The following is a 12,613-nucleotide window of genomic DNA, read 5'->3' on the forward strand; positions in this document are numbered from 1 at the left end:
CTTAAGCCGACCAATCATGATTTTATTAACTGGTGCAACAGGCCAACTCGGTTCTGCCACCCTTTCGTTTCTGTTAAAAAAACGCCCGGCTGACCAGATCGTAGCGCTCGTTCGTGATGCAAACAAAGCCACTGACCTGGCCGAAAAAGGCGTGACCATTCGAGTTGGCAATTATGACGATACGGCCTCGCTTGATCAGGCCATGCAGGGAATTGATAAGGTGCTGTTGATTGCCGGCACAGACGAAGACAAGCGCGTTCAACAACATATGAACGTGATCGATGCCGCTAAAAAAGCGGGCGTTCAACTGGTGGCCTATACCAGCCGGGCGCTGGCTGATCGGCATACGCTGGTAAACGAGCTCATGGAAGGGCATTTTCTTACTGAAGATTACCTGATAGCGAGCGGGTTGACCTATATCCTGTTTCGTAATATCCTGTATATGGATGCCATTCCGCAGTTTGTAGGGCCAACCGTATTTGAAACTGGTATCCGTTTGCCAGCCGCACAGGGAAGCGTAGCCTTTGCCCTACGCAATGATATGGCCGAAGCAATGGCCACTGTTTTGGCTGGCGAATCTGATTCGTCGACCATCTACACCCTTACCGCCGGCGAATCGTATTCGTTTGCCGACGTAGCAGCAGCTCTAACCAGCATATCGGGGAAAAACGTGATTTACACACCCGTTGAGAAATCGGCATTCGAGGCCCAGATGCTGGCCCGGGGCTTGCCCGAACAGATGGTTCGTCGAGTTACCGGCTTCATGACCGATATTGCCAACGGCCAGGAAGCTCAGGTACGTACCGACCTGGAAGAATTGCTGGGGCGGAAGCCGGCATCGCTTCAGGAAGGGCTGGCAATGCTCTACAACCTGTAGGAGGCTCTTCCTTGTTCCTGACGCATGGAAATCAGGCCTTTATGGCGTTGGCTCACGGTCTGATAATCAACATATTCATTAGCTTCTCAACGGCAAATCGTCATTTATGAAAAACCAGCAGCCTACTCGCCTTAAGACCATAACAGACTATCATCAGCTTGTGGGGTTACCCAAGCCCGAGCATCCGCTGGTGAGCGTGGTCAATTTTGCCGATATCAAGCGAATGACCGGCAACAAGCCCAAGAGCCTGATTCATGATTTCTATTCCATTGCGTTAAAACGGAATTTCAATGGCAAGATGAAATACGGGCAGCAGGAGTATGATTTCGACGAAGGCGTTCTGATCTTCATTTCACCCGGTCAGGTTTTTTCGGTCGAGGCTGAGGCCGAGCTGCAACATACGGGCTGGCTGCTGCTGCTTCATCCCGATTTTCTATGGAATACGCCGCTGGCCAAAACCATCAGGCAATACGACTTTTTCAGCTACGCCGTTCACGAAGCCCTGCACCTGTCAGATAAGGAAGAGGCCGTTATCAAGGAAATCATGCAGCACATTCAGCAGGAGTATCGGTCAAGAATTGATGAGTTCAGCCAGCCCGTCATCATTGCCCAGCTTGAGTTACTGCTCACCTACGCCGAGCGATTTTACCGCCGCCAGTTTATTACCCGAAAGATAACCAACCATAAACTGCTCGACCGGCTGGAGGCGGTGCTTACAGACTATTTCACCAGCAATGCACTGTCGGAGAATGGGTTACCTACGGTTCAATCCGTTGCCGATGCTCTGAACGTATCGCCTACGTACCTGAGCGCCATGTTGAAAGTACTGACGGGCCATACAACCCAGCACCACATCCACGACAAATTGATTGAGAAAGCCAAAGAGAGACTATCAACAACCAATCTGACCGTGAGCGAAATTGCGTTTGAATTAGGCTTCGAGCATTCGCAGTCGTTTAGTAGCCTGTTTAAGAACAAAACCAACGTGTCGCCCCTGGAATTTCGGCAGTCATTCAATTGATGCGCAGGCAGCAGGTACGTTGTTGGTTACTCATCGTCCATGGTCGCAGAAGGCCGCAACCTCCCCCGGAACCAGGTGGCAACGGCGATGATTGCCAGAGTGGCCAGCAGCCAGGGTGCCCGGTTGGCTAGCTGCGCAACGAGCGTTGTTATCCCGTTGGTCTGCCCTGACACCCGTTCAAACACCCAGGCCAGCGCAGCTACTCCCGCCACAAAAGCACCGGTAATTCGTACAACCGGGTAGACCGTGGTTTGGCTTAGTAGAATCAGCCAGGGAATAACGAGGGCGATAATGCCCACCTGCATGAGTTCAATGCCCAGGTTGAACCCCAGAATACTCAGCGCCATTGGTGCGGCATCGAGCCGCAGATTGGCCAGCGTACCAGCAAAGGCCAGACCGTGAACAAGGCCAAAGCCGGCCGCTACCCAGGCCTCGCGGCCCGGAAACAGGGGACGAAGCGCATGAACGGCCGAAACCAGAATAGAGAGGGCAATAAGGATTTCGACGGGTTGCGCTGGCAAACGTACCCAGCCCATGGCTCCAACCAGTAAGGTTATAGAATGACCAATGGTAAAGGCGGTAATGATCAGTAACAACCGCTTCAGGCTGTAGCGCATTCCGCCAAACCGCCCCCACCCGCTTCGTTGCGCACGACTACCTTTGACCAGCAACGGCGCGGGTAAGAGCAACACCAGCAGGAAAAGCAGGTGATCAGTTCCTTCCGAAATATGGCGCATCCCCAGCTCTACCATAGCCCGAAAACCGCGCCAGACGCTCCCCTGTTCCAGATTAATGGTAAGAGGTGCAATTCGGTTATTGACAATATCCAGTTCAATAACGCCCACCTGCGTCGGTTGCTGCTCTGCCAGTTGGCCACGCGCCCAGTCTTGGCGAACCGACACCAGAATTTTGTGCGTCATCACCTGATGCAACACCACATCGTATTGAAAGACAAAGTGCCGAACCGCTTCGCCAGTTGGAGGAACGAGTTGAAGCTGCGCTGTTAATTCGCGGTAAGTACCGTTAACGGCGTTCTGGGTTTCGTGCACTGCCAACGTACCTGCCAATACGGCCCAGTTGCGCCCACTGGCGCTTCGGGGATGAATATGACGGAGCAGGTAGGCCGTTAACTGCGGACCGAGCCGCGCCACCAACCCGGCAGACGAATCATTGACGGCATGCCCGAATGCAGCCTGCAACTCATTGAGTGGAATCTGAAGGTCGGCATCGATCCGGTCTGCGTGAACCGTAAGCAGCACGACCGAATTAGGCATCGGGTGGGCCAGTAACGTGCCCGAGAACAGTACCAGATATAGAGAAAAGCCCAGCAGCTTCCTGACCAGAAAGCTATTGGGTACGTTGTTGGGTTGTTCCACAGCTGAACGATTAATTGCCACCATAATCGCTAGCATGGTCGCGCCAGACGGAGTGCGGGTGTGGAGCAGTCTTGACAATTACGCCGCCCTGATAAGAGAACTCGATCCAGACGCCCGGCCCATCGATACGAACATAGTCGTTGGCAGAAGCTACGGCTGTGGTGCCTGAATAAGCAATGTACGTATCAGTCAGCTCTGAGGTATACTTCGCCAGAATCGGGGCCGCCGTAGCAGCATCCAGATCGTTGACGTATAGTTTGATTGCGTTCAGTACCAGCGCCTGTTCGGCCGCGCTAAGAGTACCCACTCTGATACCCACTTTGGTGACGGGAAACTGGCCGTCTTTACCAGGCCCCAACACCAGATCGGTAAACGTACCCGAGAGCCTGGCAGTAGTTTGCTCTGTACTGCTGAGCCCCGCCAGCATTGTGGCAAATGTTTGTCGTTCCTGCTCAAAGGGCTGATACGACCGGCTATTGGCGCTCACGGCCGCGGCGGGTTCAACTCCCCGGAAAGCAGGCGTAACGCCGGTGAGTACGCCGGCATTGAACGTATAGGGCTGCGTGTAATGATGCCCGGTGAAGAGAATCTCCCATAGGCCTGTGGTACTGGGCGTACCCAGAAACGAAATATAGAAATTGCCCGCGCCGTAGGCTGAGCCGCCGCCAATCGTATTCAGATAGTCATCAGCAACCAGGTTACCCAGCATCTCGTCGTACCCTTCGTCGGTGGTGTTCAGGGCCAGAACGGCCACCATCAAATCCCGGAAGGCGGCCAGTTGCGTTGTGCTAAGCGTGCTCAGATTGATTCCTATCCGGGCAGAGAGCGCCGCTGGCAGGTTCGACCACTTCTGCGCGTTGGTTTTACTGTATGTGAATTGCATAGCGGCCACCTGGCTGCTACTCAGCGTGGCCTTGAACGCTTCGGCCAGGCACACAACACGGGTCAGGCCGGTAGTGGTGGCGCAGGTTGTGTTTGCACTCGCCGTGGCCGCGAGCATTCCCGTTATCGTGGTTGACCCACTCGACGCAGTACCTGAGTTGGTTCCACTGACTGTTAAAGCCAGGCTGCAACTCTGTCCGCCGAAGCTGAGCGCAAACGTAGCCGTTCCCGCTCCCGATGGCGTTCCACTGATGACGTAGGTCAGATTGCCAGCGCCGCTGGACAACGTACCTGCCTGTAAGGTGGCATTCAGCCCGGTTACACCTGTCGATGCAACGGCACTGCCTGCCGCATACGCAAGGCCCGTACCGCCCGTATAGGGCACAATGGCCGTTCCGGTGTAGGCCATACCGCTAGCCGCCGTAGTTGAGAACGTAGCTGACCCACAGGAGAGAGCCGAAACCGTAGCCGACACAGGCGTTACGGTTGTTTCATTCTTCTGACATGAACTGATTACCCAGAAGCTGCTGATGAGGATACAGGCAAGTAACGTGAGCGAAATACGCATAGCTAAACGGGAGAGTAGGTACTGGAATCATTACGCCATCGTCAAGTCTATCGTTGCTCCGCGCCCAGATACATAGCAAACACGTTCGGATACTTTTAAAACATCTTCCGACAGGCCCGATTCCATTGATTGCGGCCAGCCAGCGTACCGGATCAACGCCACTTTGTCAGACGCAATACCAATGGCCCCTCTGGCACCATATACGTCCCGATTTAACGTATAGCCTGGTCCGGTAGTACAGCCTCTCTCTGCGTTGGTGGCTAGAATTGATTGGCAACAGTACGCTTTACCGGTGTCGTTTGTCAACCTATCCATCCTGTTCATCCACTCAATACGACCCGTTTGCCATGTACCGCTTCGCTTTTGCTTAATTTTAAGGACAAGTTAAACGGGTTATACATCGGCAGACAGGCTACTGACTGCTTGTTGACACCGGCTAATACAATAGGCTTTAACACATCTGCTTATATTCATATTCCTGATATACAAAGATTTTAATGCTAGATAAGTATTTATAGTAAAGCCCGGCTCACCTTGAAGCCGGGCTTTTTTTTATTTGTTAATAGCAACGGATAAGCAGCCTCCTGTTTCAAAGCCGCCTTCGATTAAGTGCAACTAACCTATTAGTTCATATTGGCATGCGCCAGCTATGGATAAATCTCCTCAATGCCCAATCGATAAGGTTAACCCGCCAATTGATGTAAATAAGCTATCTCTACGTAGTATAGCATTAACAACGTAGTTGTGTTTGGGTTACACGTTTACGCTACACTGGTAAGCAGAGTATTTTTTTCGGTTAGCGACTCACTTCGCTTCATGCGTTCGTTCTTATATTACGTTTCAATCCAGTATCTACCTTTCATTCTCCCGTGTTAGATCACGCTCAATGTAATAATAGTTATTCCACATCGCCAGTGTCTTCAACTACCGGCATAAGCCTGTTTCAGGGAATACTTAATGCGTCGCCCGGTTGTGTTGCGTATTGTGAGCCGATACAGGTTCCTTCGGCCAGGGTGCCGACAGGGTACCATACCGATCTTGTTTACCGGGTTGTTAATGCCAGAATGAGTCATCTTATCGGACAGCCCATTGAGGCAATTCCTGGCCAGACCATGACGGCGCTAGACCCGAGCAGCATAGAAAACGGGTTGCTGGAACGGTATATTGATACGCTAAAAACCGGCCACACGGCCACATTCGAGTGCCTGCTTCCTACCGATACATACGATCACTGGTACATGGTTACAGCTGAGCCGCTCAGCTCAGGCCTTGTTATCTCGTTGGTCAACATAACCGACCGGAAGAATGCCGAGATACAGGCCCGCCAACAGGCCGACGAAATGCGGGCTACGCTGGATGCTTCTCTGAACAGCATCCTGCTCATGCGGGCTATTCGCGACAGTGCCACCGGCCAGATCGTGGATTTTCGGATGGAAACAGCCAATCAGGCGGTTGTTAACAGCCTGTTTAAGACACCCGATGAGTTGATGGGCCAAACGCTGCTCAACATGTTTCCGGGTAATGTAGAATCCGGTTTTTTCGCCCTGTATACCCGCGTGGCCGATTCGGGCAAATCTGAAAAAGCCGAATACTACTACCAGGATGCCAACGGTTTCAAGGGCTGGTTCGAAGTGTCGGCCGTGCAACGGGCCGAAGATTTAATTGTCCTGACATTCAACAACATTACTACTCAACGGGAGGAACAGCTTGCCCAGCAAAAACAGGCGCAGGTGCTTGAGGCGATACTCGACCATTCGCAAACGGCCATTTCGCTGCACGAGCCTATCCGTAACAGGCAGGGAGAAGTCATTGACTTTCAGACGATACGAGCCAACCGCCAGGCATTGCTAAACTGGGAACAGGCACCTGGCGACATGCTGACTAAATCGTTTTTGACCCTGCACCCCGAAGCCCGGGAGACAAATGAATTCGCCAGGTACGTTCGGGTAATCGAAACCGGCGAACCCGACGTGTTTGAGATTACCCAGAACCGTCGACAGTACGTTGTTACAATTGCCGGTGCCGGTGGAAATATCGTTGTGTCGGCAGTTGATGTTACCACCGACCGGCAGTATCGGCATGAACTTGAGGCGCTCAACCGTACGTTGCAACAGTCGAACGAAAGCCTGCAATCATTTGCCTACGTAGCCAGTCATGATTTGCAGGAACCGCTCCGGAAAATTCAGGCGTTTGGCGATATTCTGCAGAATCAGTTCCAGGACAACCTGTCGGACGGGGAACGCGACATGACACGGCGAATACAAAAATCGGCGAACCGGATGCAGCAGTTAGTCAAAGACTTACTGGCCTATTCGCAGGTGACAGCCCGCCGGGAGCCACACGTACCTGTTTTGCTGAATGAAGTCGTCAGTGACGTTCTCAGCGATCTGGAAATTTCAATCACCGAAGCAAACGCCACCATCCAGGTATCATCATTGCCAACTATACCCGGCAATACGTCCCGCCTGCGGCAGTTGATGCAAAACCTGATCGTCAACGCGCTGAAATTCAGAAGCCGCGACCGGCCACTTGTCATTCAGATCAGCTGCCAGCCTGCTCCCCCCGACCAACTACCCAATAATTTATCCGCCACGTCAGCCTATTGGCTCATTCGCGTGGCCGACAATGGTATGGGTTTCGATGAAAAGTATAAAGACCGTATTTTTCAACTGTTTCAGCGGCTGCATGATTCGGCCTCGTATAGCGGCACGGGAATCGGTCTGGCCATCTGTCAGCGGGTTGTTGAAAGCCACGACGGTGCCATCGACGTAAGTAGCCGCCTTGGCGAGGGCACCACGTTTGCTATTTTCCTGCCCATGCAGCAAGCGGCAAACTAGGGTATTATCAGGCTACGCCGGGTACGTTCAAACAGATCGCCATAAAGCAGAAACGCCCGTCTGGCTCCGTCAATTATGGCATTACTGTCGGTAGTTGGCTGGTTGGTCACGAACGCACCAAACGCACGCCAGTTAGGTCCTGTATCTGCTCCGTAGCCGCGGTAGAACCGGGCCTGGCCAAGCAGTGGCTGCAACACCGGGCTTTGCTGAAGGTAATGCCAAACCGTTTTACCACCCAACATTGACCCCTCGCCTACATAAGCAGCCCCCACTAGTTCGGCAGGCAACCAGTTGGTGAATAGACCGGGCAAAGAAGGTATTGCTTGGTTGACCTGCGCCAGATCGGCCAGGAGCCAGGGGGTTTTCCGGCGAATATCTGGCGTATAGGCTTGAAAAAAAGTTGCCTGCGAGTCAATTGCCCGTTCAAGAGCCTGATGAAAAGCGCCATGAATTAGGAGCAAGTGGACGTATTCATCAACAGAGAGCGTACCACCACGAAGTGATTCAGTGTATAGCAGGTGTTCTGTTTGCTCATGTAAAGAGCGGGTTTCTTCCCGCAGGCGTTCCAGTAGGTCACTCATTTGTAATCGGTACAAATATTATCGGCCAGCCAAAACTGACAAAGCCGCTGGAGCAATGTGCCTGTCTCCTGATAGCTCCCCGGTTTAACGATATAGGCATTGATCCCTTCAGCATACGCCTGCTGAATATCCGTTGGGTTATCGGATGTACTGAAAGCCACAATTGGCAAGCAGCGGGTACGTTCCCTTGACCGGGCCCAGGCCAGAATATCGAGCCCACTCATACCCGACAGGTTGAGGTCTAACAACACTAGTTTAGGCATGGGTGCTGTTGCCGGATCATGATACGACCCATTACCAGACAGGTAGGCAATGGCTTCTGTTCCGCTGCTGAGTATGGTGTATTTGACCGGCTGATTCAGCTTTTTGATCAACCGACTAAAAATATCGGCGTCGTCGGCATTGTCTTCTATATATAAAATGTCAATCATTTTTCGGTCGGCTGAGCAAGTGGGAACGACACGTGGAACGTAGCGCCCCGATTGGGCTCGCTATGATACCAGATTTTTCCACCGTGCCGGTTCACAACGCGTTTAACAATGGCCAGCCCTACGCCTGACCCTTTGAATGAGCGGGCATTTTCGAGGCGTTTGAACAGATCGAATAGCTTACCGGCATCTTTCATATCAAAACCAATGCCATTATCAGACACGGTATAGATCACGTCCTGTTCTGTTTGCTGGCCGGTTACCCGTACATGCGCCTCAGGCGCCAGACGGGTGTATTTGGCCGCATTCGATATCAGGTTTGTAAACAACTGCCGAATCATGATCGGATCGGCAGACAGGGGCGGTATGTCCTCAATTTGTACAGTAATCGCCCGATCTTTTTCGTTGATCATGACTTCTTCCCGAATTTCGTCCAGGAGATGGTTCATATCGATAGGCAGCGTAGTAATTTCGGTACGGCCCATCCGCGAATAATAGAGGATGTGCCGAATCAGCGCCCGCATTCGGTCGGTCGAATCAACGATTTTCTGAAACAGCAGCCGGGCGTCGGGGTTAAGTTCGTTTCCATACTCTTCAAGCAGAATCTCAGCATAGCACCGGATAGACGACAGAGGCGTACGCAGATCGTGCGAAACCGTATAACTGAACGCGTCCAGCTCTTCGTAAGCGTCCTGCAACCGTTGATTCAATAGCCTGATTTCATTAGCCTGACGGTTGACTACCTGCAGAATATCTTCCCGAAGTTTGATCACGGCCGACACTTCGGCTTCAGTCCAGGGTTCAGACGTGTTGTGTACGAGTTCAGTCCAGGCAGCAAAGCTTTTACGCGGGCTGATTCGGACCTGTCCGTCATTTGTTACAGTAACGGGTTTATCGGGATTGCCGGCCCAGGTTACCTGCTGGATCTGTTCGGGTTTGAACCAGATCAGGTATTCGTTCAGCTCCTTTGATAATACAATAGCCAGTATACCGGAGCCAATTTCGCGGAACGCTTCGGCATCGGGATATAGGCTGGCCAGCCTGCTGGTTTCCAGAAACGTATCCGTGTCTGACTGCCTGAGCCAGTCGGTAAGCTTCTGAACAGCCGTTTCTCCGGGCGTTTGCCCTATATGATACTGCTGGTTGTTGAACAGGAGCACGGCACCAGTCGCTTTGGTCAAGGCCAGCGCTGTTGTGGCATGCCGGGTCAAAGCACGAACAACATTTTCGTCGGCCAGAAGTTGCTCATGGAGCCGCTTCCCGTTTTCCAGGCTAACCCGAAGCAGGGTCTGATCTTCCTCGTCTTTGCGAAATTCCAGGGCCGCAGACAGCAGTTGGCTCACAAACTTGGCCGCTTGCCGCGAACTGAAATCAACGAAACGAGGCGAGTAATGATGACACGACATCAGGCCCCAAAGTTCGCCCCGGTAAATGAGCGAAATACTCATAGATGCCTCTACGCCCATATTTTTCAGGTACTCGATATGCACCGGCGACACGGCCCGCAATGTTGAATACGTGAGATCGACCGGCCGGTTGGCAGGCCCGTCTGGCTGCGACAGAATAGCGGCGGTAGGCGCTGCGGCATCGGCAATGAGGCGTACCAGATTGGTTTTGTATAACTCGCGGGCCTGTTTCGGAATGTCAGAAGCGGGGTAATGCAGCCCCAGAAAAGGCTCAAGATGGTCTTCCTTTTCCTCCGCAATTACCTGCCCATGCCAGTCGTCAGCGAAGCGATAAACCATAACCCGATCGAAGCCGATAATAGTCTTGACCCGCCGCGCCGTATTCTGCAGCAGGTCAACCAACTGGCGACTGGCCTGCACTTCAGTGAGCGCTTCGGCAATCAGGCGTTGGTTGAGCGGTGCCTGCGATAACGTACTGGCAGGCTCCCATTCGAGCAAAAGCAGGCCATCGTGTTCATGGATGATCAGGTTCCAGGTACGTTCGTTGAGCCGTATCTGCTGCGGATTGATGTTTTCCCATGACTCGTTACGGCGCCCGACGTTCAATAGTTCAACCAGGGTGGAGGCGGGCAAATCGGTCTTTTCCAGTAAGGTCTCGAGCGAGTTTCCGAGTATATCCGCAACGGGTTGACCAATCAGATCAGGCAGGTTCGAGCTGGCGTGAACAACCGTATAGGTGTCTGGTAACAAAGCCAGTAAATAACCATGCGACTGAATATTCCCTAAAATATGGATGGGTTCCTGCTCGCAATTTATCAGATCAACGTTGAAATCAGTCATTCGTTACTAGGGCACATTGCCGGTATTATGGGCACAAACAAACTGTGCCCAAGCGTGTACGTAAAGCAATATACGTTAATAAAACACGCCAGCCAGACGGTTGTACAAGAACCAGAGTAATCGGGCTCTGCAGACCGTACTGGCATCAGGGTTCCCCAAAGCCACTTTTTAATAATAAAACACTATTTATCAGGCAGATATCCACCCATATAAACCACAAAAAAACGAGCTCCTTACCAGAGAGTCCGTTGAGTAAAATTCGGACACATTGGCTTCTGCCAACCGTTTCCGGCACAGTATCGTGGCGTTATTTTTATCAATTGAACGCAGAACAGTTAGTAGCCCCCCGTACGGCATCGTCTTCAGAAGCGGTATTGGGTTCTAACAGTCAGCAGGTTGTCAGGTACGTCATTTTCATAACCGGGCAGGTTCGTCGATTCATTGACAGGAATATCATACCATAGCACCAGCTTCAGGTTACTATTTACGTAATAGAGATACCCCAGGCCAAGCGTATTGTAGCGAATATCAGCCCAACCGAACTTCCCGTCGATCTGCTTCCCGGCTACCTGTGTATTGGGGTCATACCAGTCGTACTTAGCCACAAACTGGTGTTTCTCGCTGCCCAGATGCTGGAGGTAATAAAAATACGCGCCGCTGAACTGCCGAACATATAATGGACTGGCCGTTGGCGCTGATACCGGGTTCGGAACAACACCCGGCGTTTCGGTGCTGGCCTTGTTGGCCGTCTGCGTGCCTTGAATGTATTCGGCCCGGAACTCGGTACGTCCTCTCCGGTTTGGGATACGTACCTGGAGATCGGCCCCGTAATAACGGCGGGGTGCTATCGTACCCGGCGACACCACCGTTCCATCGACCACGAAAGCGGGTGAATCTGCCGAGCCGTTCATGCGGTAAATATCGTTCGTGAATTGGCCGATACCACCCCAATAACCCGATACACTGCCCGTCACCTGCACGCCTGATTTGCCAAGCAGTTGCGGCTTAACAGTCAGTCGGCTAATAAAATCCTTATGGCCGTCGTAATCGCTGACACTGGCCAAACCCGGCCCGTTGAACAGACCTGCGTCGACCTTTAAAAAGCGTAACGGATGGGTTGGGTTACGGGGTTCAAACGTCAGCATGGCACCCAGATCGCGTTCGGTACGCATCAGCAGTTGCGACATCCGGCCCCGCTCCGGCGATTCACGGTCGCCCGATCCGTAGTTGACTTCAAACCCGAACGGGCGGGCAAATAAACCGGCCGTAACATGAAACAGATCCAGTTTGTGCTCGTAAAAACGGCCCCAGAAATCGCGGGTCTGCATGCCGCGTTCGGTGCCATCGAATTGAAAGACGAACAGAACGGTTGGCCGCTTCTGTGCATCGAAATGAGCATAATCGATCCGAAGTCGTCCCCGGCGCACGCTGAATCGACTTTCCACGCCCGCTGGCAGGTCGCCGCCATTGAAGCTACGCTGCCCTGGCGTTTCACCGATCTGAAACTGCGGCTGAATGTAGCCGGAGATGTTCACGTACTCGTACTTGTTGACGATCGCCTGCAGGGCCTTTTGCCTTGTGGTGTCAATGCTACTCTCCGACAGATTCCCCTGTTGCTGAGCCATTGCCTGCACACTACTTAACAGCAGTATAAACAGCCAGTGTACTTGATTCTTTTTCATCTTTGAGGTTCATATTGGGCGGGTACTGGCAACAGAAATCCTAACCATAACGGTTTGTCATAGTGAGGGTTTGGCAGGCACCGCCAGTTAAAGCGGTGCCCTATTCATGAAGGTG

9 protein-coding genes are annotated in these 12,613 nt (G+C 52.5%); 3 read left to right on the forward strand and 6 right to left on the reverse strand.

The window, feature by feature from the left end:
* The first annotated feature begins 16 nt into the window (after positions 1 to 16).
* Positions 17 to 877: an SDR family oxidoreductase gene (locus tag J2I46_RS14670; protein WP_207329798.1), complete on the forward strand. Its 861-nt coding sequence runs from the start codon at positions 17 to 19 to the stop codon at positions 875 to 877.
* Positions 878 to 983: 106 nt separating this feature from the next.
* Positions 984 to 1,898, forward strand: coding sequence for a helix-turn-helix domain-containing protein (locus tag J2I46_RS14675; protein ID WP_207329799.1), 915 nt, complete (start codon positions 984 to 986; stop codon positions 1,896 to 1,898).
* Between the two features lie 26 nt (positions 1,899 to 1,924).
* Here the strand turns inward: J2I46_RS14675 and J2I46_RS14680 are convergent, their stop codons facing one another.
* Both J2I46_RS14680 and J2I46_RS14685 read right to left on the reverse strand, forming a co-directional pair.
* Entirely contained in the window at positions 1,925 to 3,274 is a 1,350-nt protein-coding gene (locus tag J2I46_RS14680) for a HupE/UreJ family protein (protein ID WP_310589034.1), read from the reverse strand.
* A 10-nt stretch (positions 3,275 to 3,284) separates the two neighbouring features.
* Positions 3,285 to 4,724, reverse strand: a complete 1,440-nt coding sequence (locus tag J2I46_RS14685; protein ID WP_207329800.1) for a DUF3500 domain-containing protein — start codon at positions 4,722 to 4,724, stop codon at positions 3,285 to 3,287.
* A 1,064-nt stretch (positions 4,725 to 5,788) separates the two neighbouring features.
* Between J2I46_RS14685 and J2I46_RS14690 the strand changes: the two genes are divergently transcribed.
* The gene (locus J2I46_RS14690; protein WP_207329801.1) at positions 5,789 to 7,561 is read left to right on the forward strand and encodes a sensor histidine kinase; all 1,773 of its coding nucleotides are present in this window, start codon (positions 5,789 to 5,791) and stop codon (positions 7,559 to 7,561) included.
* Here the strand turns inward: J2I46_RS14690 and J2I46_RS14695 are convergent.
* The 4 genes from J2I46_RS14695 to J2I46_RS14710 form a co-directional block, all read right to left on the reverse strand.
* A complete protein-coding gene (locus J2I46_RS14695) occupies positions 7,558 to 8,142 on the reverse strand; it encodes a biliverdin-producing heme oxygenase (RefSeq protein ID WP_207329802.1) in 585 nt (194 codons plus the stop codon). The two genes, J2I46_RS14690 and J2I46_RS14695, sit on opposite strands and share 4 nt — an antisense overlap.
* Positions 8,139 to 8,573, reverse strand: coding sequence for a response regulator (locus J2I46_RS14700; protein ID WP_207329803.1), 435 nt, complete (start codon positions 8,571 to 8,573; stop codon positions 8,139 to 8,141). Before J2I46_RS14700 ends, J2I46_RS14695 begins: the two co-directional genes overlap by 4 nt.
* Positions 8,570 to 10,816: an ATP-binding protein gene (locus J2I46_RS14705; RefSeq protein ID WP_207329804.1), complete on the reverse strand. Its 2,247-nt coding sequence runs from the start codon at positions 10,814 to 10,816 to the stop codon at positions 8,570 to 8,572. Before J2I46_RS14705 ends, J2I46_RS14700 begins: the two co-directional genes overlap by 4 nt.
* Positions 10,817 to 11,178: 362 nt before the next feature.
* Positions 11,179 to 12,498, reverse strand: a complete 1,320-nt coding sequence (locus tag J2I46_RS14710) for a putative porin (protein WP_207329805.1) — start codon at positions 12,496 to 12,498, stop codon at positions 11,179 to 11,181.
* Positions 12,499 to 12,613: the final 115 nt, after the last annotated feature.

The organism is Fibrella forsythiae, from assembly GCF_017353175.1.
Taxonomy (GTDB): Bacteria; Bacteroidota; Bacteroidia; order Cytophagales; family Spirosomataceae; genus Fibrella; species Fibrella forsythiae.

What these genes read in the sequence shown, in the direction of transcription:
- J2I46_RS14670 (WP_207329798.1), top strand. Translation starts at nt 17, where the DNA reads ATGATTTTATTAACTGGTGCAACAGGCCAACTCGGTTCTGCCACCCTT.
- J2I46_RS14695 (WP_207329802.1), bottom strand. Translation starts at nt 8,142, where the DNA reads ATGAGTGACCTACTGGAACGCCTGCGGGAAGAAACCCGCTCTTTACAT.
- J2I46_RS14705 (WP_207329804.1), bottom strand. Translation starts at nt 10,816, where the DNA reads ATGACTGATTTCAACGTTGATCTGATAAATTGCGAGCAGGAACCCATC.
- J2I46_RS14700 (WP_207329803.1), bottom strand. Translation starts at nt 8,573, where the DNA reads ATGATTGACATTTTATATATAGAAGACAATGCCGACGACGCCGATATT.
- J2I46_RS14690 (WP_207329801.1), top strand. Translation starts at nt 5,789, where the DNA reads ATGAGTCATCTTATCGGACAGCCCATTGAGGCAATTCCTGGCCAGACC.
- J2I46_RS14710 (WP_207329805.1), bottom strand. Translation starts at nt 12,498, where the DNA reads ATGAAAAAGAATCAAGTACACTGGCTGTTTATACTGCTGTTAAGTAGT.
- J2I46_RS14685 (WP_207329800.1), bottom strand. Translation starts at nt 4,724, where the DNA reads ATGCGTATTTCGCTCACGTTACTTGCCTGTATCCTCATCAGCAGCTTC.
- J2I46_RS14675 (WP_207329799.1), top strand. Translation starts at nt 984, where the DNA reads ATGAAAAACCAGCAGCCTACTCGCCTTAAGACCATAACAGACTATCAT.